Origin of the sequence: Viridibacterium curvum, from assembly GCF_039544165.1 — a bacterium.
In the GTDB taxonomy this organism is placed as follows: domain Bacteria; phylum Pseudomonadota; class Gammaproteobacteria; order Burkholderiales; family Rhodocyclaceae; genus Viridibacterium; species Viridibacterium curvum.
Genome location: NZ_BAABLD010000008.1, coordinates 1042935 through 1066175, shown reverse-complemented (window position 1 = coordinate 1066175; position 23241 = coordinate 1042935). Strand labels below are relative to the sequence as shown.

At 62.1% G+C, this 23241-nt stretch carries 23 protein-coding genes and 2 tRNA genes; 10 read left to right on the top strand and 15 right to left on the bottom strand.

What is annotated here, in order from left to right:
- Positions 1–6 precede the first annotated feature (6 nt).
- From ABEA02_RS12755 to ABEA02_RS12745, 3 genes are all read left to right on the top strand, one after another.
- On the top strand, positions 7–924 hold the full coding sequence (locus ABEA02_RS12755) for a hypothetical protein (RefSeq protein WP_345533361.1): 918 nt from the start codon (positions 7–9) through the stop codon (positions 922–924).
- Between the two features lie 114 nt (positions 925–1038).
- Positions 1039–1114 (top strand) — tRNA-Lys (locus tag ABEA02_RS12750).
- 25 nt (positions 1115–1139) lie between these two features.
- A tRNA-Lys gene (locus tag ABEA02_RS12745) sits at positions 1140–1215 on the top strand.
- Positions 1216–1272: 57 nt separating this feature from the next.
- On the opposite strand, the gene ABEA02_RS12740 is transcribed toward ABEA02_RS12745, so the two are convergent.
- The 15 genes from ABEA02_RS12740 to ABEA02_RS12670 all read right to left on the bottom strand — a co-directional run bounded on the left by ABEA02_RS12740 (position 1273) and on the right by ABEA02_RS12670 (position 17311).
- Positions 1273–2049 carry an ABC transporter permease gene (locus tag ABEA02_RS12740; RefSeq protein ID WP_345533360.1) on the bottom strand — a complete coding sequence of 259 codons (777 nt, stop codon included), beginning with the start codon at positions 2047–2049 and terminating at the stop codon, positions 1273–1275.
- 10 nt (positions 2050–2059) lie between these two features.
- Positions 2060–2839 carry an ABC transporter ATP-binding protein gene (locus tag ABEA02_RS12735; RefSeq protein ID WP_345533359.1) on the bottom strand — a complete coding sequence of 260 codons (780 nt, stop codon included), beginning with the start codon at positions 2837–2839 and terminating at the stop codon, positions 2060–2062.
- 64 nt (positions 2840–2903) lie between these two features.
- The gene (locus ABEA02_RS12730) at positions 2904–3932 is read right to left on the bottom strand and encodes an ABC transporter substrate-binding protein (protein ID WP_345533357.1); all 1029 of its coding nucleotides are present in this window, start codon (positions 3930–3932) and stop codon (positions 2904–2906) included.
- Positions 3933–4235: 303 nt separating this feature from the next.
- On the bottom strand, positions 4236–4661 hold the full coding sequence (locus ABEA02_RS12725; RefSeq protein WP_345533356.1) for a F0F1 ATP synthase subunit epsilon: 426 nt from the start codon (positions 4659–4661) through the stop codon (positions 4236–4238).
- Between the two features lie 49 nt (positions 4662–4710).
- Complete coding sequence (gene atpD, locus ABEA02_RS12720; RefSeq protein WP_345533355.1) at positions 4711–6135, bottom strand: F0F1 ATP synthase subunit beta; 1425 nt, start codon at positions 6133–6135, stop codon at positions 4711–4713.
- Positions 6136–6163: 28 nt separating this feature from the next.
- On the bottom strand, positions 6164–7036 hold the full coding sequence (gene atpG / locus ABEA02_RS12715) for a F0F1 ATP synthase subunit gamma (protein WP_345533353.1): 873 nt from the start codon (positions 7034–7036) through the stop codon (positions 6164–6166).
- 18 nt (positions 7037–7054) lie between these two features.
- Complete coding sequence (gene atpA, locus ABEA02_RS12710) at positions 7055–8593, bottom strand: F0F1 ATP synthase subunit alpha (protein ID WP_345533352.1); 1539 nt, start codon at positions 8591–8593, stop codon at positions 7055–7057.
- An 11-nt stretch (positions 8594–8604) separates the two neighbouring features.
- Entirely contained in the window at positions 8605–9141 is a 537-nt protein-coding gene (locus tag ABEA02_RS12705) for a F0F1 ATP synthase subunit delta (RefSeq protein WP_345533351.1), read from the bottom strand.
- Between the two features lie 3 nt (positions 9142–9144).
- On the bottom strand, positions 9145–9618 hold the full coding sequence (locus tag ABEA02_RS12700; RefSeq protein WP_345533350.1) for a F0F1 ATP synthase subunit B: 474 nt from the start codon (positions 9616–9618) through the stop codon (positions 9145–9147).
- 30 nt (positions 9619–9648) lie between these two features.
- Positions 9649–9891 carry a F0F1 ATP synthase subunit C gene (atpE, locus tag ABEA02_RS12695; protein ID WP_345533349.1) on the bottom strand — a complete coding sequence of 81 codons (243 nt, stop codon included), beginning with the start codon at positions 9889–9891 and terminating at the stop codon, positions 9649–9651.
- A gap of 97 nt (positions 9892–9988) precedes the next feature.
- Positions 9989–10897: a F0F1 ATP synthase subunit A gene (gene atpB, locus ABEA02_RS12690; protein ID WP_345533347.1), complete on the bottom strand. Its 909-nt coding sequence runs from the start codon at positions 10895–10897 to the stop codon at positions 9989–9991.
- Between the two features lies 1 nt (position 10898).
- Positions 10899–11240: an ATP synthase subunit I gene (locus ABEA02_RS12685; protein WP_345533640.1), complete on the bottom strand. Its 342-nt coding sequence runs from the start codon at positions 11238–11240 to the stop codon at positions 10899–10901.
- Between the two features lie 173 nt (positions 11241–11413).
- A complete protein-coding gene (locus ABEA02_RS12680) occupies positions 11414–12574 on the bottom strand; it encodes a glycosyltransferase family 9 protein (RefSeq protein ID WP_345533346.1) in 1161 nt (386 codons plus the stop codon).
- Positions 12575–12716: 142 nt separating this feature from the next.
- Positions 12717–15815: an efflux RND transporter permease subunit gene (locus ABEA02_RS12675; RefSeq protein WP_345533345.1), complete on the bottom strand. Its 3099-nt coding sequence runs from the start codon at positions 15813–15815 to the stop codon at positions 12717–12719.
- The gene (locus ABEA02_RS12670) at positions 15812–17311 is read right to left on the bottom strand and encodes an efflux RND transporter periplasmic adaptor subunit (protein WP_345533344.1); all 1500 of its coding nucleotides are present in this window, start codon (positions 17309–17311) and stop codon (positions 15812–15814) included. The genes ABEA02_RS12675 and ABEA02_RS12670 overlap by 4 nt, the downstream gene beginning before the upstream one ends.
- A 240-nt stretch (positions 17312–17551) precedes the next feature.
- On the opposite strand from ABEA02_RS12670, the gene recA reads away from it, so the two are divergent.
- The 7 genes from recA to hprK all read left to right on the top strand — a co-directional run bounded on the left by recA (position 17552) and on the right by hprK (position 23179).
- The gene (gene recA / locus ABEA02_RS12665) at positions 17552–18568 is read left to right on the top strand and encodes a recombinase RecA (protein WP_345533343.1); all 1017 of its coding nucleotides are present in this window, start codon (positions 17552–17554) and stop codon (positions 18566–18568) included.
- A gap of 33 nt (positions 18569–18601) precedes the next feature.
- Positions 18602–19066: a recombination regulator RecX gene (gene recX / locus ABEA02_RS12660; protein WP_345533342.1), complete on the top strand. Its 465-nt coding sequence runs from the start codon at positions 18602–18604 to the stop codon at positions 19064–19066.
- On the top strand, positions 19047–19769 hold the full coding sequence (lptB, locus tag ABEA02_RS12655) for an LPS export ABC transporter ATP-binding protein (protein ID WP_345533341.1): 723 nt from the start codon (positions 19047–19049) through the stop codon (positions 19767–19769). Before recX ends, lptB begins: the two co-directional genes overlap by 20 nt.
- Before the next feature lie 18 nt (positions 19770–19787).
- Positions 19788–21293, top strand: a complete 1506-nt coding sequence (locus ABEA02_RS12650) for an RNA polymerase factor sigma-54 (RefSeq protein WP_345533340.1) — start codon at positions 19788–19790, stop codon at positions 21291–21293.
- Positions 21294–21303: 10 nt separating this feature from the next.
- Positions 21304–21630, top strand: coding sequence for a ribosome hibernation-promoting factor, HPF/YfiA family (gene hpf / locus ABEA02_RS12645; RefSeq protein WP_345533338.1), 327 nt, complete (start codon positions 21304–21306; stop codon positions 21628–21630).
- A gap of 153 nt (positions 21631–21783) precedes the next feature.
- Complete coding sequence (locus ABEA02_RS12640; RefSeq protein ID WP_345533337.1) at positions 21784–22269, top strand: PTS sugar transporter subunit IIA; 486 nt, start codon at positions 21784–21786, stop codon at positions 22267–22269.
- Positions 22238–23179 (top strand): HPr(Ser) kinase/phosphatase, encoded by a 942-nt coding sequence (gene hprK / locus ABEA02_RS12635; protein ID WP_345533336.1) that lies wholly within the window; start codon positions 22238–22240, stop codon positions 23177–23179. Before ABEA02_RS12640 ends, hprK begins: the two co-directional genes overlap by 32 nt.
- Positions 23180–23241: the final 62 nt, after the last annotated feature.

Genomic DNA, 23241 nt, shown 5'->3' with positions numbered 1-23241 from the left:
TATCGCTTGGCCGTTTTCTTGTTGTGCCTGCCAGCCACGGTTGTCGCGCAGTCGGGCAGCGGCATGCGTTTCGTCTATCCGCCGCCCGAATCCGCCACGGACCAGCGCCACACCTACTACTGGGAGCTGCTCGAAGCAGCGCTCAAATCCAATCGTGACAAGTACGGCGATTTTCAACTGGCAGCCTACCCGGTCGCCATGACCTTTCCGCGCGCGGTTTCAGAAGTGGAGAGCGGAGCAGGCCGCGTCAACATCGTGGCGCGCGCGACCAACCTCGATCTCGAGTCGCGCATGCTGCCGGTGCCCCTGCCACTCGACAAGGGCCTGCTTGGGTATCGCCTGTTCCTGATCATGCCGCCTACGCAGGCGCAACTCGACAAGGTCAGGACGCTGGACGACCTGCGCCAGTTCAGCATTGGCCAAGCCTCGACATGGACTGACGTGAAGATCCTCGGTGGCAACGACTTCAAGGTCGTCATCGGCGAGAACTACGAGGGCCTGTTCCAGATGCTGGGCGCGCGCCGCTTCGACCTGTTCTCGCGCGGCGTCAACGAGATCGCCTCGGAATGGCAGACGCACCGCGACCTCGTGCCGGGAATCAGCATCGAAAAGAACTTCGTCGTGCAATATCCGCTGCCACGTTACTTCTTCGTACCGCGCACGCCGGAAGGCCAGGCCATGGCCGAGCGCATTACCGACGGGTTGAAGCGATTGGTTGCCAGCGGCGAATTCGAGCGCCGCTACCTGGCCTACAAACGCCTCGTGCTGGCCGACGTACCGCTTGCCGGCCGCAAGATCTTCCGCCTCGCGAATTCGCAGCTCTCCTCCCTGGCACCACCGCTCAACGACAAGCGCTGGTGGGATGATCTTGCACCCGAACTCTCAGGCTCAAGCAACAGCGCGCAGCGCAGCGGCGAAAAATGAGTTGACGCTATGCTGTGGCTTGTCTAATATGCCGCCCTTCACCGCAGTCAGATTCCCGCCTTCTGTTCGATCATCGCTTGCGCGTTTGAGCGGCGCGGCGGACAAAGCCTCCGGGGGTCGGTAGCTCAGTCGGTAGAGCAGCGGACTTTTAATCCGTTGGTCGCGAGTTCGAGTCTCGCCCGACCCACCATCGGGCAAATGGGGTGAAAAATTTTGGGGGTATAGCTCAGTTGGTAGAGCAGCGGACTCTTAATCCGTAGGTCCAAGGTTCAAGTCCTTGTGCCCCCACCAGAACAAAAAAGGCCCGGTCTTCTGACCGGGCCTTTTGCTTTGCTGTGCGCACCTTCTTCAGCCCGGCGCGTTCTGCCCGCGAATGGCCCAGCCCGTCACACGGCGCTCGATCCAGGCGAACAACTCGTAGGTCACGACGCCCATGGCGCCTATGACGATGAGGCCCGCGAACACCAGTGGCATATTGCTCGACGAACTGGCGCTCATCATGAGGTAACCAATGCCTTCATTCGACGCGACAGTTTCCGAGACGACGGAGCCAACGAAGGCCAGCGTGATGGCGACTTTGAGCGAAGCGAAGAAGAAGGGCATGGAGCGTGGGAAGCCGACCTTCATGAGAATGTCGAGCCGCGACGCGCCCAGCGAGCGCAGCACGTCTTCCAGTTCCGGTTCCAGCGTGGCAAGGCCGGTGGCCACGTTCACCATGACCGGGAAGAACGAGATCAGGAAGGCGGTGAGGATCGCCGGCACGGTGCCGATGCCGAACCACAGCACCAATACGGGCACGAAGGCCACTTTGGGAATGCTGTTGAAAGCCACCAGCAGGGGATAAAGCGCCCGATACACGACGGCAGATGATCCAAGGGCCGCACCGAGCACGAGACCGACGACGACTGCGATGGCGAAGCCGGCCATGGTGGTGAGGAAAGTCTGCGTGGCGTGCTGCAAGATGGGTTGCGCGAGCGACATGCCGACCTTGTAAACCTCGCTGGGCGCGGGAAACAGGAAGGACGGTACGTCGAAGCCGACGCAGATGACTTGCCAGACGACGACGAAGAATGCGGCCACCATCCATGGGGCCAGTTTCATGATGGTGCGACGGGACAAATGCATGCCGGGCCTCTCAGGATTCGCGGACGCGGCCGATGGCTTCGCGCAACACGTGCACGTGCGAGGCAAAGGCATCGGTGTAGGTGACTTCGAGATCGCGCGGACGCGGCAGATCAATCTCGCGACGCACCAGGATGCGGCCCGGGCGCTTGCTCATGACATACACGGTGTCAGCGAGAAAAACAGCTTCGCGCAGGTCGTGAGTCACGAGCACCACGGTGAAAGGCTGTTGCTGCCAGAGATCGCGCAGCATGCACCACAGCTCTTCGCGGGTGAAAGCGTCGAGCGCGCCGAAGGGTTCATCGAGCATCAGCAGGCGTGGCTTGTGAATCAGTGCGCGACAGATCGATGCGCGTTGCTGCATCCCGCCCGACAGCTCCCAAGGAAACTTGTCCTCGAACCCGGCCAGGCCAACGCGCTTGAGCGCGGCGCGCGCCATCTCCTCATATTCCATCCGCTTGCTGCGCAAGGTCGAGCGGTAGGGCTCGACGATTTCCATGGGCAACATGACGTTCTGCAAGGTCGTGCGCCAGGGCAGCAGGTTGGCCGCCTGAAAGGCCATGCCGACGATGGATAGCGGCCCACCTACTTCGCGGCCATTGACGTAGACGTAGCCAGCGGAAGGCGGCTTGAGCCCCGATACCAGCTTCATCATCGTGGACTTGCCGCACCCCGAAGGGCCGACGACGGCGACGAACTCACCCTCGCGGATGTCCAGCGACACGTCTTCGATGGCGCGGGCGCCACCTTCGGTGTAGCTGAGGCTGACCTGCTCGAATCGTACGAAACTCATGTGGCTCTCTGGGGTTTTCGGCAAGCGCGACGGGCCCGTCATGGCGGGCCCGTTCGCGAGATGCTTACTTGATCATGCGATCCGCCTTGGGCGGCAGGAAGGCTTCGGTGAACAGCAGCTTGGCGTCCGGTACGGCAGGCAAAGCGTAAGCCTCAGCTGTTTCTTTCAGCGAGCGCGCCATACGGTCGGCCGTTACGCCACCGAGACCAACAGACTTGGCTTCTGGCGTAACAACAACGCTGCTGAGCGCCATCTTGAGGCGACGCGTTTCCAGCGGCAGATCGACCAGGGCGTCCTGCTTCTTCACAAACTCGGCGGCCGCATCCGGGTTGGCAATGGTCTCCTTGAGCGCTTTGTTGAACGCGCGCAGGAAGCCCTCGACGAGCTTGGGCTTCTCGGCCGCGAACTTGGGCGCGACGATGATGGCGTTGCCATACAGTTCAACGCCGAAGTCGTTGTAGAGCAGCACCGTGAGGTCGGACTCCTTCACGCCTCGAGCTTCCATGTTGAGGATGCTGGTGAACGAGAAGCCCGTGATGCCATCCACATCGCCACGCGCCAGCATGGTCTCGCGCAGCGCCGGGTCGACCGACTGCCACTTCACACTGTTCGGGTCGATCTTGTTCGACTTGGCAAAGGCCGGGAATGCCTTGCGACCCGCATCGAAGACCGGTGCGGCCAAGGTCTTGCCCGCCACGTCCGCCGGCTTGGTTACGCCTGCCTTCTTAAGGAACACCACTGCGGCCGGCGTGAAGTTGTACACCATGTACACGCCCTGCACTTTCGAACCCGGCGTCTTGGCGTCGTACTCGGCCAACGCATTGAAGTCGGCGAAGCCCATTTCATAGGCGCCCGTAGCGACACGCGCCACAGCTCCGGCCGACCCGGCGCCAGCGTCGATGGTGACGTCGAGGCCTTCGGCCGCAAAGTAACCCTTGGCCTTGGCAAGCAGGAAGGGCGCAGACGGCCCTTCAAAGCGCCAGTCCAACGTGAACTTGATCTTGGTGAGCTCCTGTGCGCTGACGCCATGCGCAAGCGTGCAGATGGCCAGCGCGCAGATTGTCCGTAACGCAGCCCTGACTGATGAAACCATGCTTTGCCTCCTGTGGCACAGATTGACGTGCTCACAACCCAGCAACCTGCGTACCATGATTTCAGCGGCAAATCGGGGCAGTTCCCGGCTCCGCCGCGCCCCAATCCGGGGCGCAGCAGCGCCGCTGCGCTGCGAGCCGCTCCAGCCCTTGTTCAGGACGCTCCCATCTTGTGCGCTCGGTTGCCGTTCATAACAAAATGTATATGAGGTGTATTGGCAAATCCCAAGCATGGGCTCTCGCAAAAAACAAAAGGCACCCGGAGGTGCCTTCTGCGTGTCACTTGCAGCGCGAACAGCAAGGACTCAATGCTTGATCGATCGTAGCTTTTCGATCGCTGCGATCTGCGCCACAGATGCTGCCAGTTCGGCTTGCGCCTTGGCGATATCCACTGCACCACCACGATTGGCGAGCATCTCTTCGGCGCGGCGTTTGGCGTCAAGCGCCTTGGCTTCGTCCAGATCCTTGCCGCGGATGGCGGTGTCAGCCAGCACGGTCACCAGGCCCGGTTGCACTTCCAGCAAACCGCCCGCGACGAAGATCACTTCTTCTTCAGCACGGTTCGGAATCTTGATGCGCACGGTGCCCGGCTTGATGCGGGTCAGCAACGGGGTGTGGCCGGGCAGAATGCCCAGTTCGCCCGACTCGCCCGGCAGCGACACGATCTCGGCCAGCCCGGAGAAGAGGGACTCTTCCGCGCTGACGACATCGACGTGTACGGTCATTGCCATGTTGGTTCTCCGTTAAGGGGCGCAGCATCGCTGCCGCGCCCTTGCCGCATCACTGCAGGGTCTTGGCCTTTTCGACAGCTTCGTCGATACCGCCGACCATGTAGAAAGCCTGCTCGGGCAGGTGGTCGTATTCACCGGCCACGATGCCCTTGAAGCCACGGATGGTTTCCTTGAGCGGCACGTACTTGCCCGGCGAGCCCGTGAACACTTCTGCAACGTGGAAGGGCTGCGACAGGAAGCGCTGGATCTTGCGCGCGCGCGCCACGATCAGCTTGTCTTCCGGTGCAAGTTCGTCCATGCCGAGAATCGCGATGATGTCGCGCAGTTCCTTGTAGCGTTGCAGCGTTGCCTGCACGCCGCGCGCCACCGAGTAGTGCTCTTCACCGACGACCAGCGGATCCAGCTGACGGCTCGTCGAGTCGAGCGGATCCACTGCGGGGTAGATACCCAGTGCAGCGATGTCACGCGACAGCACGACGGTCGAGTCAAGGTGGAGGAAGGTCGTAGCAGGCGACGGGTCGGTCAAGTCATCCGCAGGCACATACACGGCCTGGATCGAGGTGATCGAGCCAACCTTGGTCGAGGTGATGCGCTCTTGCAGACGGCCCATTTCTTCAGCCAGCGTCGGTTGGTAACCCACGGCGGAAGGCATACGACCCAGCAGTGCGGACACTTCGGTACCGGCCAGGGTGTAGCGGTAGATGTTGTCCACGAAGAAGAGGATGTCGCGGCCTTCGTCACGGAACTTCTCGGCCATGGTCAGACCGGTCAGCGCGACGCGCAGACGGTTGCCCGGAGGCTCGTTCATCTGACCGAACACCATCGCCACCTTCGACTCTTTCATGTTGTCGAGCTGGATGACGCCGGCTTCTGCCATCTCGTGGTAGAAGTCGTTACCTTCACGGGTACGCTCACCCACACCTGCGAACACCGACAGACCGCTGTGCTGCTTGGCGATGTTGTTGATGAGCTCAAGCATGTTCACCGTCTTGCCCACGCCGGCGCCGCCGAACAGGCCGACCTTGCCGCCCTTGGCGAACGGACACACGAGGTCGATCACCTTGATGCCGGTTTCGAGCAGGTCAACCGAGGGCGACAGCTCGTCGAACTTCGGTGCGGGTTGGTGGATTTCACGACGCTCGTTGCTGTCGATGGGGCCGAGTTCGTCGATGGGACGACCCAGCACGTCCATGATGCGGCCCAGGGTGCCGTGACCGACCGGCACCGAAATGCCTGCGCCCGTTGCGTTGATCTTCATGCCGCGGCGGATGCCGTCGGAAGAGCCCATCGCAATGGTACGCACGACGCCGTCGCCGAGCTGTTGCTGGACTTCGAAGGTGAGACCCTTCTCGACCAGCGCGTTTTCTTCCGAAGCGTCCAGTTGCAGGGCTTCGTAAATCTTTGGCATCGCATCGCGCGGGAACTGGATGTCCACCACGGCGCCGATACACTGAACAACGGATCCTTGACTCATAGTCATTTCCCCAATTAGCTAAAAATCTTTAGACGGCCGCGGCGCCGCCGACGATTTCCGAAATTTCTTTCGTGATCGCCGCCTGGCGGGTCTTGTTGTAGACCAGCTGCAATTCCTTGATGACGTTACCGGCGTTGTCCGAAGCGGCCTTCATGGCCACCATGCGCGCAGACTGTTCGGAAGCCATGTTCTCGGCAACCGACTGGTAGACCAGCGCTTCGACGTAACGCACCAGCAGTTCGTCGATGACGATCTGCGGATCCGGCTCGTAGAGATAGTCCCAGGATGCACCTTCCGGAGCGCCCATCTGCTGGCCGCTGAGCGGCAGCAGCTGATCGAGGCGGGCTTCCTGCTTCATCGTGTTGATGAAGTCGGTGTAGACCACGTAGACCTTGTCGAGCTCGCCTGCCACGTAAGCATCGATGAGCACCTTCACCGGGCCGATCAGCTTTTCCATGTGTGGCGTGTCACCCAGACCGACAACGTGCGAAACCACCTTGGCGCCCATGCGCTGCATGAAACCGAAACCCTTGTTGCCGATAGCGGCCACCTGGATGTCAGTCACACCGGCGTTCTGCCAGTCACGCATGCTGTTGACGGCCAGACGCAGCGCGTTGGTGTTGAGACCACCGCAAAGACCCTTGTCGGTCGTCACGAGGATCAGGCCCACACGCGTCACGGACGCCGGCTCGGTCAGGAACGGATGCTTGTAGTCCATGATCGAGGCCTGCGAGAGATTCGCCGCCAGGCGACGAATCTTCTCGGCATACGGGCGGGCAGCGCGCATGCGGTCCTGCGCCTTGCGCATCTTGGAAGCAGCAACCATCTCCATGGCCTTGGTGATCTTCTTCGTGTTTTGCACGCTCTTGATCTTGGTACGGATTTCCTTTCCGCTTGCCATGCTGGTGCTCCCTTTCTCTTAGGACCAGCTCTTCTTGAACGCTTCGATAGCGGCGACGAGTTCCTTCTCGGCGTCGGCATCGAGGTCCTTCGAAGATTCGATCTTTTCGACCAGGGCAGCGTTGCTGGACTTCACGAACTGATGCAGCGCGCTTTCAAAAGCCAGCACGCGCTTGACTTCCACGCCGTCGAAGTAGCCCTTGTTCACGCCGAACAGCGTGATGGCCATTTCTGCGACGGACAGCGGCGCGTATTGCGGCTGCTTCATCAGTTCGGTCACGAGGCGACCGCGCTCAAGCTGCTTTCGGGTAGCTTCGTCGAGGTCGGATGCGAACTGCGCGAAGGCCGCGAGTTCGCGGTACTGCGCAAGTGCCAGACGCACACCGCCGCCGAGCTTCTTGATGACCTTGGTCTGCGCTGCACCACCCACACGCGACACCGAGATACCGGCGTTGATGGCGGGACGGATACCGGCGTTGAACAGGTCAGTCTCAAGGAAGATCTGGCCGTCGGTAATCGAGATCACGTTGGTCGGCACAAAGGCGGAAACGTCGCCAGCCTGCGTTTCGATCACGGGCAGCGCGGTCAGCGAACCGGTCTTGCCCTTGACTTCACCGTTGGTGAACTTCTCGACATACTCTTCGTTCACGCGAGCAGCGCGCTCAAGCAGACGCGAGTGCAGGTAGAACACATCACCCGGATAAGCTTCGCGGCCCGGCGGACGGCGCAGCAGCAGGGAGATCTGACGATACGCCCAGGCTTGCTTGGTCAAGTCGTCGTACACAACCAGCGCGTCCTGACCGCGATCGCGGAAGTACTCGCCCATTGTGCAACCGGCATACGGCGCGATGAACTGCATTGCAGCGGAGTCCGACGAGGCTGCGGCGACGATGATGGTGTACTCCATCGCGCCATGCTCTTCGAGCTTGCGCACCACGTTGGCAATCGTCGAAGCCTTCTGGCCGACTGCCACGTAGATGCAGATCATGTTCTGACCCTTCTGGTTGATGATCGCGTCGACAGCGACGGCGGTCTTACCAGTCTGGCGGTCACCAATGATCAGCTCGCGCTGACCGCGGCCGACGGGCACCATGGAGTCAATGGACTTGAGACCCGTTTGCACCGGCTGCGAGACGGAACGACGGGCGATAACGCCCGGCGCGACCTTCTCGATCTTGTCGGTCATCTTGGCGTTGATCGGACCCTTGCCATCGATGGGCTGGCCCAGTGCGTTGACGACGCGGCCGAGCAGCTCGGGGCCAACGGGCACTTCGAGAATGCGGCCCGTCGTCTTGACAGTGTCGCCTTCCGAGATGTGCTCGTACGCACCCAGCACCACGGCGCCGACGGAATCACGTTCGAGGTTCAGCGCGAGGCCGAAGGTATTGCCGGGAAATTCCAGCATTTCGCCCTGCATGACTTCGGTCAGGCCGTGCACGCGGACGATACCGTCGGTCACGGAGACCACGGTACCTTCGTTGCGGGCGGTCGCCGACAGTTGCAGGTTCTGAATGCGACTCTTGATGAGATCGCTGATTTCAGAGGGATTGAGTTGCATTTTGAATGCTCCTAATTCTGTAGGGCAGCGGCCATGGCGGCGAGCTTGCCGCGTACCGAAGCGTCGATCACCTGGTCACCGACGGCAATGCGTACGCCGCCGATAAGTTCAGGGTCGATCGCCACCGATACGTTCAGGCGGGAACCGAAACGGGCTTCGAGGTCGCCAATCAGCCGGCTCTGAGCTGCGGCGTCGAGCGGAAAAGCCGACGTCACCAGCGCGTCACACACACCTTCGTGTGCGTTCTTCTTCTGGTGAAACATCGTGCTGATTTCCGGCAGCAACGCAGCGCGTTCGTTCTCGACCAGCAGCGACACGAAATTGTGTTGCGCGGGGTCAAGCGAAACGCCAGAGGACTCGGCCAGCAGTTGCACCAATGAAGACGGTGCGACACGCGGATTGGTGAGGCAGTCGCGCACCTGCGCGTCTGCCGCCACGGCTGCGAGACGCGACAGCACGTCCGACCATTGGGTCAGCGTGCCGGCATCGCGCGCGAGGGCGAACACCGCCTCGGCGTAGGGACGCGCAAGGGTGACGTTCTCGGCCATGGCTTAGTTGAGTTCCTGTTTCAGGTTGGCCAGCAGCTCGGCATGGACGGCGGGATTGATCTCGCGACGCAGGATGCGCTCGGCACCTGCGACAGCCAGCGAGGCGACCTGATCGCGCAGGGCCTCCTTGGCACGTTGCGACACGGCAGCAGCTTCGGCCTCGGCTGCCTCGCGGGCAGCAGCAACGATGCGAGCGGCTTCGGCACGCGCTTCTTCGAGCAGACCGCTGGCCTGCTTTTCAGCAGCACCACGCAGTTCAGCGCCCGATTCACGTGCCTTGCGCAACTCTTCGCCCACGCGCTTTTCAGCGAGAGCGAGATCCGTCTTGGCCTTGTCCGCCGCTGCAAGCCCGTCAGCAATTTTCTTGGCACGTTCGTCCAGTGCCTTGGTCAGTGGCGGCCACACGAATTTCATCGTGAAGACGACAAAGGCCAGGAACACGATGGACTGTGCCCAGAGCGTAGCGTTCAGATTCACGGCAGAACCCTTTCTATGGGGTTGAAAGGGTTACTTCAGGAACGTCGAGGTAGCGAACCAGAGAGCGATACCGGTACCGATAATGAACGCGGCATCGATCAGACCAGCCAGCAGGAACATCTTGACCTGCAGGGCGTTCATCAGCTCGGGTTGGCGAGCGGAGGACTCGAGGTACTTGCCACCCATCAGGGCGATACCGATACAGGCACCGATAGCACCCAGACCGATGATCAGACCGCAAGCCAGCGCGACGAGACCGTAAACTTGTTCCATGACAGCTCCTAAGTAGATAAGTGAATGAAAAACAAAAACCGTTGGGGACTACAGAAAAAGGAGGGAAGCTGGCAGCACCAGCTTCCCGTAACTGAAATCAGTGCGCTTCGTGGGCCTGACCGACGTACACCAGGGTCAGCATCATGAAGATGAAGGCCTGCAGCACGACAACGAGGATGTGGAACAGCGCCCAGGCAAAACCGGCGACGAAGTGGCCGAGGAACAGCAGGATGCTCGGGGCGTTGTAGCCAGTCCAGGCGGCGCCCATCAGCGCGATCAGCATGAAGATCAGTTCGCCGGCAAACATGTTGCCGAACAGACGCATGCCGTGCGAGATGGTCTTTGCTGCGAATTCGATGAGCTGCATCGCGAAGTTGACGATGCCGAGGATGACGGCCAGCAGGGGGTTCTTGCTGGTGCCGAACGGTGCGCTGACCAGTTCATGCGCCCAGCCGCCAGCGCCTTTGATCTTGACGTTGTAGTAGAGACAGACCAGCAACACCGTGACCGACATGCCCATGGTGGCATTGATGTCGGCAGTCGGCACGACACGCAGGTAGGCGTGGTGCGGGTCATGGCCCATGCCGCCGTAGATGCCCTCCCACAGGCGGGGCAACCAGTCGAGCGGCAGGAAGTCCATGGCGTTCATGAGGAACACGAACACAAAGACAGTCAGCGCGAGCGGGGCGACAAACTTGCGCGACTCGGGGCTATGGATGAGCCCCTTGGCCTGGTCCGCAACCATCTCGACGAGGATTTCAACGGCGGCCTGGAAACGGCCCGGCACGCCGGAGGTGGCCTTGCGCGCCGCCAACCAAAACACGAACGACCCCAGAATGGCCAGCAGGGCCGAGAAGAAGATCGTGTCGTAGTTGATCAGCGAAAAATCAATGAGGGCCTGTTGCTTGGCACCCGTGCCATTGAAATAGGTCAGGTGGTGGGCAATGTACTCGCCCGCACTCGGGCCGTGCTGGGCGGCGGCTTCTGCTGCGTGTTCAGTGGACATGTCAAAGTCTTAATAGAAGTGCGAAAAAATTGGCTTGCAGCGTCACGGCCAGGCCGGTGATCACCGCGCCCCAGTGCACGCCGGGATACAAGCGCCACACCAGAAGCAGGATTCCTGTCATTGACGCGACCTTCACAAGCTCGCCGATGAAGAAGCCTCCTACGCTCGCTTGCCGTCCTCGTGCCAACCGCCAAGCAAACAGCAGGCTGGGCAACACAATGCTGAAACCACCCAAGAACGCGCTCAGCGCACCTTGCACTCCCCACATCGCGCCGGCCACTGCGGCGCCCGCCAGCATCAGCGACCCTTGCAGGGCGACTGGCTTGTAGAGGGGTTTGAGCATCAAGGGGGTTACAACACCTGGAGCGGAAAACGCGGCGCTTTCAAGAGACTGCGCGGCGGACTTTCGCTGTCAAAAAACCCGACGATGGTACGGGTTCACCTGATCATCGTCAATAATTCTGGCAATGCAGCAAGGCGTAGTTGGCAAAACGCGGCCGGAAGGCGAGGGCCAGTTCAGATCGGGTGCGAAAAGCCGCGCAGCTCCTGCTTGACGCGCCCCATGACCTCGCCCCAATTGCCGGGCTGACGCTGGCGGAAGATACGCATGCTTGGGTACCAAGGCGTGGCGTCATGCTCGGCTCCCCAGCGCCAGTCGGCGCCAGCGGGCAACAACAGCCAGACCGGTTGGCCAAGCGCCCCGGCAAGGTGTGCCGTGGCGGTGTCGACGCTGATCAACAGGTCTAGCCGACTGATGATCGCCGCAGCGTCTGCCATGTCGCGCTGCATGTCGAGCAGGGGAATGATGCCGCTGCGGCACTGTTGCTCGATGCGCTCCATGCCGGGGTCGCCCATCTGCATCGACAGCACGACTGCGTCGCCGCGCGCCTCGACAAGCTCGAATACCTGGTCCAGCGACAGGGAACGACGCGAATCAATGGCATTGCCGCCGCTTCCGGCCCAGCTGATGCCGATGGCCGGGCGAGAGCCGACCCACTCGTCGACGAGGCGCCGCCATTGCAGCAGGCGCGTCTCGGGGGCAGTCAGGTAAGGCAGGGTGTCGGGCGCCTGCGGCCCTTCCAGCCCCAGCAGGAGCGGCACGGACAGCAAGGGGCACCACAGGTCATAAGCGTCGGGCGCGACGTCTTCATCAGTCGCCAGGTCCAGCCCGGGAGCGCTGGACAACAGGACGCGCAAGCGGGTCGATACCGAGGCGATGACCTGCGTCGCGCCCAATGCACGCAATCGAGGCACAAAACGGATGAACTGGATCTGGTCGCCCAAGCCTTGTTCACGCACAAGCAACAGGCGCTTGCCGGCGAGGTCTCCGCCGCGCCAGCGGCGCGCTTCGTCCAAACCTCCGAAGCTCACCCCATCATGCGCTGCAACGCCGGCATAACGGGCCTCGTAGAGCGGTAAGCCTTCCCGATATTTGCCCTGCGAAAGCAGGGCGATGGCGAGGTTGGCCTGATTGCGCGGCAGTTCGGGCGCATCAGCCAGCGCGGCACGGAAACTCTCTTCGGCTGCCGCCGCCTCACCCAGCCACAGACGGATCATGCCCTGGTACTGCAAGGCCAGCAGGCGGCCTGGCTCTGCATCGAGCCAGCGCTGTACGGCGCTGGCTGCAGCATCGAGGTCACCGGACTGCAGAAGTCTTTCTACCTCTCCCTGATGCATCTTCCCCGCCTGTTATCAGCGCCAGCCAAGATCTTACTGCGAGGCCGTGATCGGGATCCTCATGTATCCGCATGTACTGCGGTCCCGGCGCGGCGCTTCACCCCGCTGACGACCTTTCGCTACAGATGATCGAGGCCGGCTCTCAGTGCCCTTTGCGCTGTTGCGGATTCTGATGCGCGATGCCGAGTTTGTGTTGCAACCAGTCGAAGGACAGGTAGAGCGCTGGCGTGATGTAGAGCGTGATCAGCTGCGACAGGATAAGACCGCCAACGATGGCGACGCCCATCGGCTGGCGCAACTCGGCGCCAGCACCGAGACCCAGCGCAATCGGCAGCGCGCCCATGATGGCCGCCAGGGTGGTCATCAAGATGGGACGGAAACGCAATGTGCAGGCCTCCAGGATCGCGTCACGCGGCGTCTTGCCGTGGTGGCGCTCGGCCTCCAGGGCGAAGTCGATCATCATGATGGCGTTCTTTTTGACGATGCCGATCAGCAGCAGGATGCCGATCATGGCGATGAAGGACAGCTCCAGTCCGACGATCTTCAGCGCCAGCAGCGCGCCTACGGCGGCCGAGGGGATGCCGGCGAGAATCGTCACCGGGTGGATCCAGCTTTCGTACAACACGCCGAGCACTACGTAGATCACGGCCACCGCAGCGAGGATCAGCCATAGCTGGCTGGTCTGCGAGGATTGATACACCGCTGCGTCACCCGCGAAATCGCCGAACACATCGGAGGGGATGTTGAGGCCGTCCTTGATGCGACGCACTTCCTCAATGGCTTGCGACAGCGTGACATCGGGCGCGAGGTTGAAAGCCAGCGTCACGGCGGCAAGCTGACCCTGGTGGTTGACCGAGGTATTCACCGCACGGCGTTCAACCGTGGCCAGGGCCGACAATGGCACAAGGGTGCCGTTCTTGGCGCGTAGCTTGATCTTGTCGAGCCCGCCTTCGTTAACGCGCATCTCGTCGGTGAGCTGCAGGATCACGCTGTAGGTATCTTCCGGCCGGTAGATGCTGGCCGCTGTGCGCTCGCCGAAGGCGCTGTAGAAAGCCTCGCGGATGGTCTGCATCTCTACGCCCATGGCTTGGGCGCGGTCGCGGTCGACCATCACACGCGCCTGCAGGCCGCGCCGGTCTGCGTCGCTGCTGATGTCCTTGAGCATGGGCGACTCGCGCAAACCACGCTGCAGGCGTTCGGACCACTCGACGAGCTTGTCAAAGTCCACCGACTGCAAGGTGTACTGGAAGCGCGCGTTCGCCGCACGGCCACCAATGCGCAGGTTCTGCACCGGCGTGAAACTCACCTGCACGCCCGGCATGCCGCCTGTGAGCTTGCGCAGATCCTCCAGCACGGTCTTCATCACAGGCCGCTCGCCCAGGGGCTTGAGCATCAGGAACATGGTGCTTCGGTTGGCCGTGCCGCCGAAACCGCCACCTGAGTTCGAGATCGCCTGGCTGATGTGCGGGCTCTTCATCACCCGCGCCTGCACCTGCTCGTGCACCTCGCGCATGGCCAGCCAGGAGATATCGGCACCTGCCTGAATGTTGACGCGCACCTGACCGATGTCCTCTTCGGGGAAGAAGCCTTTGGGCAGCGCCAGATAGAGCAGCACCGTGCCGGCGAAAGTCGCCAGCGCCACCAGCAGCATCGCCCAACGCAGCTTCAGTGTCGCCAGCAAGCTCTTGCGGTAAGTCTGCAGCACAGCTTCGAAACCACGCTCGAAGACGCGGCTCCAGGCGGGCTCCGGCTTGCTGGTGTCGTGATGTTTGACGAAGCGGGCCGCCAGCATCGGAATCAGCGTCAGCGCCACCGCCGCCGAGACGAGGATGGAGATCGACACCACCGCAGCGAACTCGTGGAACATCAGGCCGATGGTGCCGGGCATGAAGAAGATGGGGATGAACACGGCCACCAGCGAGATGGAGATCGAGATGACGGTAAAACCCACCTCGCGCGCACCGCGCACGGCGGCCTGATACGGTTTGATGCCCTGCTCGACGTAACGGACGATGTTTTCGAGCACGACGATGGCGTCATCGACGACGAGGCCGATGGCAATCGTCAGGCCCATCAGCGAGATGTTGTTGAGCGAGTAACCGAGCCACAGCATCAGGCCGAAGGTGCCGAGCAGCGAAGCTGGCACCGACAGCGACGGAATCAGCGTTGCCGACAGCCGGCGCAGGAACATGAGGATGACGAGGATGACGAGGCCGATGGTCAGCAGCATCGTCAGGCCAACGTCGTGAATCGATTCACGGATCGAGATCGAGCGGTCATTGATCGGCTGGATGTCGATGGAGGCCGGCAACTGCTCCTGCAAGCGCGGCAGGGCGGCACGCACTTCATTGACCACCGCCACCGTGTTGGCGTCGGGCTGACGCAGCACCGACAGGGTGATGGCCCGCTCGCCATTCACCCACGCTGCCGTGCGCTGGTTCTCGACGCTGTCCTCAACCTGCGCGACGTCCGACAGGCGCACCGGCAAGCCGTTCTTGACGGCGACGATGCTGCGCGAGAACTCGGCGGCATTCTTCAGAGACTCGTTGGCGTTGATGACCAGCGCCTGACGCGGGCCTTCAAGCGATCCAACGGGCGAATTGCCGTTGAAGGACTTGAGGGCCGCCGACAGTTCGGCCAGCGTCAGATCATGTGCGGCGAGCTTTTCAGGATCTGCCTTGACGCGCACTGCAAAGCGTTTCTGCCCGTTGATGTTGACCTGGGCGACGCCGTTGAGGGTGGAGAGCGTCGGCGAGATGACGTTGTCAGCGTACTCGTTGAGCTTGTCCATGGGCATGGACGGTGACGACAGCGCGATGAACAGGATGGGATCATCTGCCGGATTGACCTTGCGGTAGGTTGGCGAGGTCGTCATCTCGGACGGCAACTGACGCGTGGCGCGGAACAGCGCGGCCTGCACGTCGACGGCGGCGTCATCGATGTTTCGTGCGGGGTCGAATTCCAGCGTGAGGTTGGTACTGCCCAGCGTGTTCGTCGAGGTCATCGTCCGCAGGCCGGCGATGGTCGAGAACTGGCGTTCCAGCACGGTGGCGACCGAGGCCGCCATGGTCTCGGGGCTGGCGCCCGAAAGCTGGGCATTGACGTTGATGGTCGGCTGGTTGAAAGACGGCAGTGCCGAGATCGGCAGCTTGAACATGGCGATCCAGCCACCGATGATGATGGCCAGCCACAACAGGGTTGTGGCGACCGGGCGGTCAATCGCGTGTTCAGCCAGTTTCATTGCCCGCCTCCTGCAGCGCGACGCTCACGCCAGCGCTCGATTATCTTCAGCTTTTCTTCGTCACTGAGGCCGGCCCAGCGCTCGGGATCACGCGGCGTGAAGCCATCGGGAAGTGCGACGCCCTTACCAGCGGGCCTGGCTGCTGCCTTGTCGCCACTCGCTGCGGGCTTCCCGGCCGGCTTGTCGGCAGCCGGTTTGCCGCCGACTTTGTCGCCGCCCGATTTGTCAGAGCCCGCCTTGTCGGCCGACGACTTGTCGCCACCCTTGCTCTCGGCTGCCGGACCGGACTGATCACCGCCACCGCGACGGCCGCCACCCCGCTCGCCATTGCCCTTGACCTCGAAGACCTTGCTGCCCGGGCGCAAATTGGCTGCGCCTTCCAGCACCACCTTCACGTCGGCATCAATGCCTTTGACGATGGCATTGCGGCCGGCAATGCGCACAAGGTCGATGGGCTGCTGCTTGACCGTCATGTCTTCATTGACGATGTAGACGAAGCGGTTGTTCGGGCCATTGACTATGGCCTGCGGCGGCAGCACCAGCGCGTCTTCGATCATGCCTGCACTCGCACGCACGGTGACGTACTGTCCCGGCCACAGCTTGCGACCACTGTTCGACACCTCGGCCTTGACGCCGATGGTGCCGGATATCTTGTCGACCGTGCTCTCGACGAAGATGACACGCCCTTTGACCGACTCGTCACGCTGCCCAGGCACTTCGACCTGCACGGGCACCGTGCCCTTGTCGAGTGCGGCCTGCAAGCGCGAAAGATCGCGCTCTGGCAAAGCAAAGCTCACCGCAATCGGGTCGAGACGCGTGATCTTGACCATGGCTGTCGTGGCATTCGCCTGCACCAGCGAGCCGGGGCGTACATCGATGCGGCCCACGCGGCCCGCAAAGGGCGCCTTGATCTTGCTGTAGGACAGCACGACCTTGACCTGCTCCAGCGCCGCGCGGTTCTGCTCCAGCGTCGATTGCAGGGTTTCGAGCTTGTTGCGCGAGGTATCCACGGTCGCGCTCGAAACGAACTTCTGGTTGAACAGATCGATGTTGCGCGCCAGTTCGCGCTCGGCGATCACGATTTGCGCCTGCGTGCCGGCCAGGGTCGCCTCGGCCTTGCGAACGTTGGCGACATCCTCCCTGTCATCCAGCGAGAACAGCAACGCGCCGCGACCAACCTCCTGACCTTCGCGCACGTGGATCTCGGCGACCGTGCCGGTTTTCTGCGTGCGCACGTCCACTTCATCGATAGGCAGCACGTTGCCCTGTGCCGCCAGCACCACCGGCACGGATTCGATGCGCGACTTGACGGTCGTCACCGCTTGCGGCCGCGCGGCACGATCGCCGCCCGCGGCAGGACCGCTCTGGCTTGCCGGCGCACTTGCCTCGGCAGACACGCCCTGCGCCGCCTTTTCCCCCTCGTTCTTGTTGCCGGAACCACACGCGGCCAGTGTCAACGCCAGCACGGCGGACCAGGCTGTTCTTTGTACTTGCATCACTTCCGACCCGGCGTTGCCGCCGCGTCGCCCTCATGGAGTCATTCGTGAATGGGCCGGAATGGCCGGATCCTGCTCAGTCCCTCATCTTCTACGATTCGCACAACCCGCGCCAGCGTTGAAGTATTTCCAATTGTTCGCGGTAATTCACATCGGTTGCTGTGAAACGCGGCACGCCTTACGCAAGGTCTATGCCATAATTTCCGTGAGCGCCCGTCACTGCAGACATTGAGGATTGAAATGGACGACAACAAGTCAAAAGCCCTGGCCGCCGCATTGGCACAGATCGAAAAGCAGTTTGGCAAGGGTTCCATCATGCGCATGGGCGACGGCAAGCTGGAGGAAGAGATCCAGGCCGTATCGACCGGTTCGCTGGGGTTGGACATCGCATTGGGCATTGGCGGCCTGCCGCGTGGCCGTGTGGTGGAAATCTACGGCCCGGAGTCTTCCGGCAAGACGACCCTGACCCTGCAAGTCATCGCCGAGATGCAGAAAATCGGCGGCACTGCGGCCTTCATCGACGCCGAACACGCACTGGATGTGCAATACGCAGCAAAGCTGGGCGTAAATGTCGGCGACCTGCTGATTTCGCAGCCGGACACCGGTGAGCAAGCCCTTGAAATCGCCGACATGCTCGTGCGTTCGGGCGGCGTCGACATCCTCGTCATCGACTCGGTTGCCGCGCTGACGCCCAAGGCCGAAATCGAAGGCGAGATGGGCGACCAGCTGCCGGGCCTGCAAGCCCGCCTGATGTCGCAAGCCCTGCGCAAGCTCACCGCCAACATCAAGCGCACGAATACGCTGGTCATCTTCATCAACCAGATCCGCATGAAGATCGGCGTGATGTTCGGCAACCCCGAAACCACCACGGGCGGCAACGCACTGAAGTTCTACGCCTCCGTGCGCCTCGACATTCGCCGCACCGGTACGATCAAGAAGGGCGAGGAAGTCATCGGTTCCGAGACCAAGGTCAAGGTCGTCAAGAACAAGGTCGCGCCCCCGTTCAAGGAAGCGCATTTCGACATCCTCTACGGCGAGGGCATCTCGCGCGAGGGTGAGATCGTCGACATGGGCGTGGATCACAAGTTCGTCGACAAGTCCGGCGCCTGGTACGCCTATCAAGGCGAGAAGATCGGTCAGGGCAAGGACAACGCCCGCGAGTTCCTGCGTGAGCACCCCGAGACCGCACGCGAGATCGAAAACAAGATCCGCGAAGCTGTCGGCGTCGCAGCCATGCAGGCCGTGGCCGCCGAGTAAGCCCGGCGTCCGCGGATCTGACCGGAGCCCGCAGTGAAGAAGCCCGCCTCCTCCCTCACCAGCACTGCACTGCGTCTGCTCGCCACCCGCGAGCATTCGCGGCAGGAGCTGCGGCGCAAGCTGGCTGCGCGTGCCGATGAGGGCGATGACGTGGAGGCCGTGCTGGACCGCATGGCAGAAACAGGGCTTCAGTCCGACGCGCGCTTCGCCGAAAGCTATGTGAGATCACGCGCCGGACGACTGGGCAGTGCCCGCATCCGCCGCGAGCTGGGTGACCGTGGTGTGACGGAAGAACTCGCCAGCACCGCACTCGGTGAGGTACTGGTTGAAGACGAACTGACACGCGCACGGAGCGTGTGGAAAAAGAAATTCGGGCAGCCGCCCGTCGATGCGAAGGACTGGGCCAGGCAAGCCCGCTTTCTGCAGTCGCGCGGCTTTTCGGCGGAGCTGATCCGCAAGTTGCTGAAAGATCCCGTGCATGAGTTTGTTGAAGGTTGAAGGCGTCCGCAAACGTTACAAAGCCCGCACCGTGGTCAAGGACGTGTCCTTCCAGGTCGGCGGCGGCGAAGTCGTCGGCTTGCTGGGCCCAAATGGTGCGGGCAAGACGACCTGCTTCTACACCATCGTGGGTCTCGTCAAGGCAGATGGCGGCCGCATTCACCTGAACAGCACCGACATCACCCACCTGCCGATGCACCGTCGTGCGCAGCTGGGCCTGTCCTATCTGCCTCAGGAAAACTCGGTGTTCCGCAAGCTGACGGTGACGGAAAACATCCTCGCCGTCCTCGAATTGCAAAAGCTCGGCAAGGACGAGCAACGGGGTCGCCTCGACGAACTGCTCGACGAGCTCAACATCGGCCATCTGCGCGACGCCAATGCGATATCCCTGTCTGGCGGCGAACGCCGTCGCGTCGAAATTGCGCGCGCACTCGCCACCAACCCCAAACTGATCCTGCTCGATGAACCCTTCGCGGGCGTCGATCCGATCGCGGTGATCGACATCCAGAAGATCATCGGCTACCTCAAGGCACGCGGAATCGGCGTATTGATCACCGACCACAACGTGCGCGAAACCCTCGGTATCTGCGACCACGCCTGGATCATCAATGCCGGCGAAGTGCTGGCGGGCGGTCGTCCGAACGAGATCGTGCAGAATGACCAGGTTCGCCAGATCTATCTGGGTGAACATTTCCGGCTGTAAATCACGCATCATCCAGTCATGAAGCCCTCGCTCCAGTTACGTCTCTCCCAACAGCTAGCGCTTACGCCTCAACTCCAGCAGTCCATCAAACTGCTGCAGCTGTCCACCCTGGAGCTCAATACCGAAATCGAGCGCATGCTGCTCGAAAACCCTCTGCTCGAACGCGATGGCGCCGAGGAGGGCGAAGATGTCGCACCGATGCAGGACGTGCCCACGGCAGAGGCTGCGACAGCAGCCAGTGAACTGTCCGACCGCCACGCCAATGGCGAAGAGGACTTCGAGCCGCAAACCACCGTCGAAATGCCCGACACCATTACCGAGGCCTACGACTCGGTGTCGGACGACGACATCGGCGAGGCTGCCGAATGGCGTGCCGAAGCCACGGGCAGCGGCAGTGGCAGCAACGACAGCGACGACGACAGCGATTTCCAGGAGTTCCAGGCCGCAAGCACCAGCCTGCGCGACCACCTTGAGCAGCAGCTCGCGCTGATGCCCTTCTCGGACCGCGACCGCGCCTTGATCCGCCTCATCATTGAAGCGCTCGAAGACGACGGCATGCTGGCGCAGGAGCTTGAAGAGCTCCTCCCCCTGATCCCCGAAGAATGGGAAGTCGAGCTCGAAGAGCTGGTCACGGCTTTGCGCCATGTGCAGCACTTCGACCCCGTGGGAATCGGCGCCCGCAGCCTGCAGGAATGCCTGTTGCTGCAACTGAAGGCACGCGACAAGAGCCCCACGCGCGATCTGGCCATGGGCATCGTCGAGCACTGTCTCGAACAGCTCGCCGCACGTGATTTCGTCAAGATCCGCCGCCGCCTGGGCTGCGATGACGACGGCCTGCGTGCCGCACACGAACTCATCTGCAGCCTCAACCCGCATCCGGGTGCCCAGTTTGCGCCGCTGGAAGCGCGTTACATCGTGCCGGATGTGATCGTGCGCAAGTACCGTGGCGCCTGGACGGCTAACCTGAACCCCGAGGCCATGCCCAAGCTCAGGATTCACCGGGTCTATGCCGATATCCTTCATCAGAACCGTGGCATCAGCGGCTCGCTGTCCACGCAACTGCAAGAGGCAAAATGGCTGATAAAGAACGTCCAGCAAAGATTTGACACGATCCTGCGCGTGTCGCAGGCTATCGTTGAAAGACAGCGCCAGTTCTTCGACCACGGTGAAGTGGCCATGCGGCCCCTGACCCTGCGGGAAATTGCCGAAGAGCTGGAACTGCACGAGTCCACGGTGTCGCGGGTCACCACACAGAAGTACCTGGCCTCGACGCGTGGGATTTATGAACTGAAGTATTTCTTCGGCAGTCACGTGTCTACGGACACGGGCGGTGCCTGCTCCGCCACGGCGATTCGCGCGCTGATTCGCCAGATGGTCGCAGGGGAAGACGGCAAAAAACCGCTGTCGGACGCAAAGATTGCCGAGATGTTGGGCCAGCAGGGTATCGTGGTGGCTCGCAGAACCATCGCGAAGTACCGCGAGTCACTCAATATTCCGCCGGTCAGTCAGCGCAAAACGATCTAGGAGTTCGCTTATGAACCTGAATATCACCGGCCACCACCTCGATGTGACGCCCGCCATCCGCGAATACGTCACAGGCAAGCTAGACAGGGTAATCCGTCACTTCGACCATGTGACTGCGACGCATGTCATCCTGTCTGTCGAAAAGCTCAAGCAGAAGGCCGAAGTTACGGTTCATGTCCGCGGCAAGGACATCTTCGTGGAAAGCAGCAACGAAGACCTTTACGCCGCCATTGACGCCATGATCGACAAACTCGATCGCCAGGTCGTCAAGCACAAGGAAAAGTCGTCCGACCATACCCGCGACGCCATCAAACACCAGCAAACTGCAGAAGGCTGAGCCCCTGCGACGGCTCTCTCCCGCACAGGGAGAGGGCCGCTTCAGCACAAACCTCTCGTTCATCTCGACGCTGCCTGTCCGATCAGGCAAACTTTCCCCCCTCTCTCGCCAACTCGCGGAATACCAGGCGCCGAAGCGTCCGTACTACCTGCAATGAACCTGATCTCCAAGATCCTGCCTGCTGCCAACGTTGTCATCGACTTTGCTGCCAGCGACAAGCAGACAGTGTTCGAGTCTGCCGGCGTCATGTTTGAACGCCAGGCCGGTGTATCCAGCAAGCTGGTGACCGATGCGCTGGCCCAGCGTGAGAAGCTCTGCTCCACCGGGCTTGGGCAAGGCGTCGCTATTCCGCACGGCCGCATCAAGGGCCTCAAGTCGCCGCTGGGCGCCTTCATGCGCATGGCCGAAGCGATCAACTTCGATGCCCCGGATGCCAAGCCCGTCGGTCTCATCTTCATCATGCTCGTGCCCGAGCAGGCCAACGAGGCGCATCTGCAGCTGCTGTCCGAGCTCGCCACGATGTTCAGTGATCGCGAATTCCGCGATGCGCTGACGGAATCCGCCGACGCGCGCGCGCTGCACAGCCTCTTTGCCGAGTGGGACGCCAATGCGGCGAACCAGCGTCGCCCAGCTGTTTGAAGCCAACCGGGCCGCGCTGCGCCTGCGCCATGTCGCAGGCCGGCTCGACACCCATATCACCGTTCACGATGACCGCGTGTGGGCAGCCGACCTCGTCGGCCACCTCAACCTGATCCACCCCACGCGCCTGCAGGTCATCGGCCAGACCGAGTTCGAATGGGCGCGCCGTCAGGCCAAGGACAAGCTGGAGCACCACCTGCTCGCCATCCTCGCCGCACCACCCCCTGCAATCATCGTCGCCGACGACTGCGAGGTGCCCGACATCATCCGCCGCAACTGCGAAGATGTTGGCGTTCCCGTACTCGCCTCGCCGCTCGAATCAGCGCGCGTCATCGAAGTGCTGCGGTCCTTCCTGTCGCGTCGTCTCGCCGAGCGCGTCTCGCTGCACGGCGTGTTCATGGACGTGCTGGGCCTCGGTGTGCTCATCACCGGCGACTCGGGTGCAGGCAAATCCGAACTCGCGCTCGAACTCATCTCGCGCGGCCACGGTCTCGTTGCCGACGACGTGGTCGAGATCTCGCGCATCGCCTCGGGCGTACTCGAGGGCAAGTGTCCCGAGATGCTCAAGGACTTTCTCGAAGTGCGCGGACTGGGCATCCTCAACATCCGCACGATCTTTGGCGAAACGGCCTGTCGTCGCAAGATGCGCTTGCGTCTCATCGTGCACCTGCAGAAGCGCAACGTGCAGGACGAACCGCTGCGCCTCACGCTCGACGATGAGGAACAGGACGTGCTGGGGGTTGGCGTACGCCGCATCATCCTGCCCGTGGCGGCAGGTCGCAACCTCGCCGTGCTGCTCGAAGCGGCCGTGCGCAACACCATCCTGCAACTGCGCGGCATCGACTCGACGCAAGAGTTCGTCGACCGCCAGCGCGATGCGCTGGATCGGGACGATCCCTTCGAGCACTAGGCAGGAACCAAAACAACAACGGCGCCCGCAGGCGCCGTTGTTGTTTGGGCCGCGAATTTGCG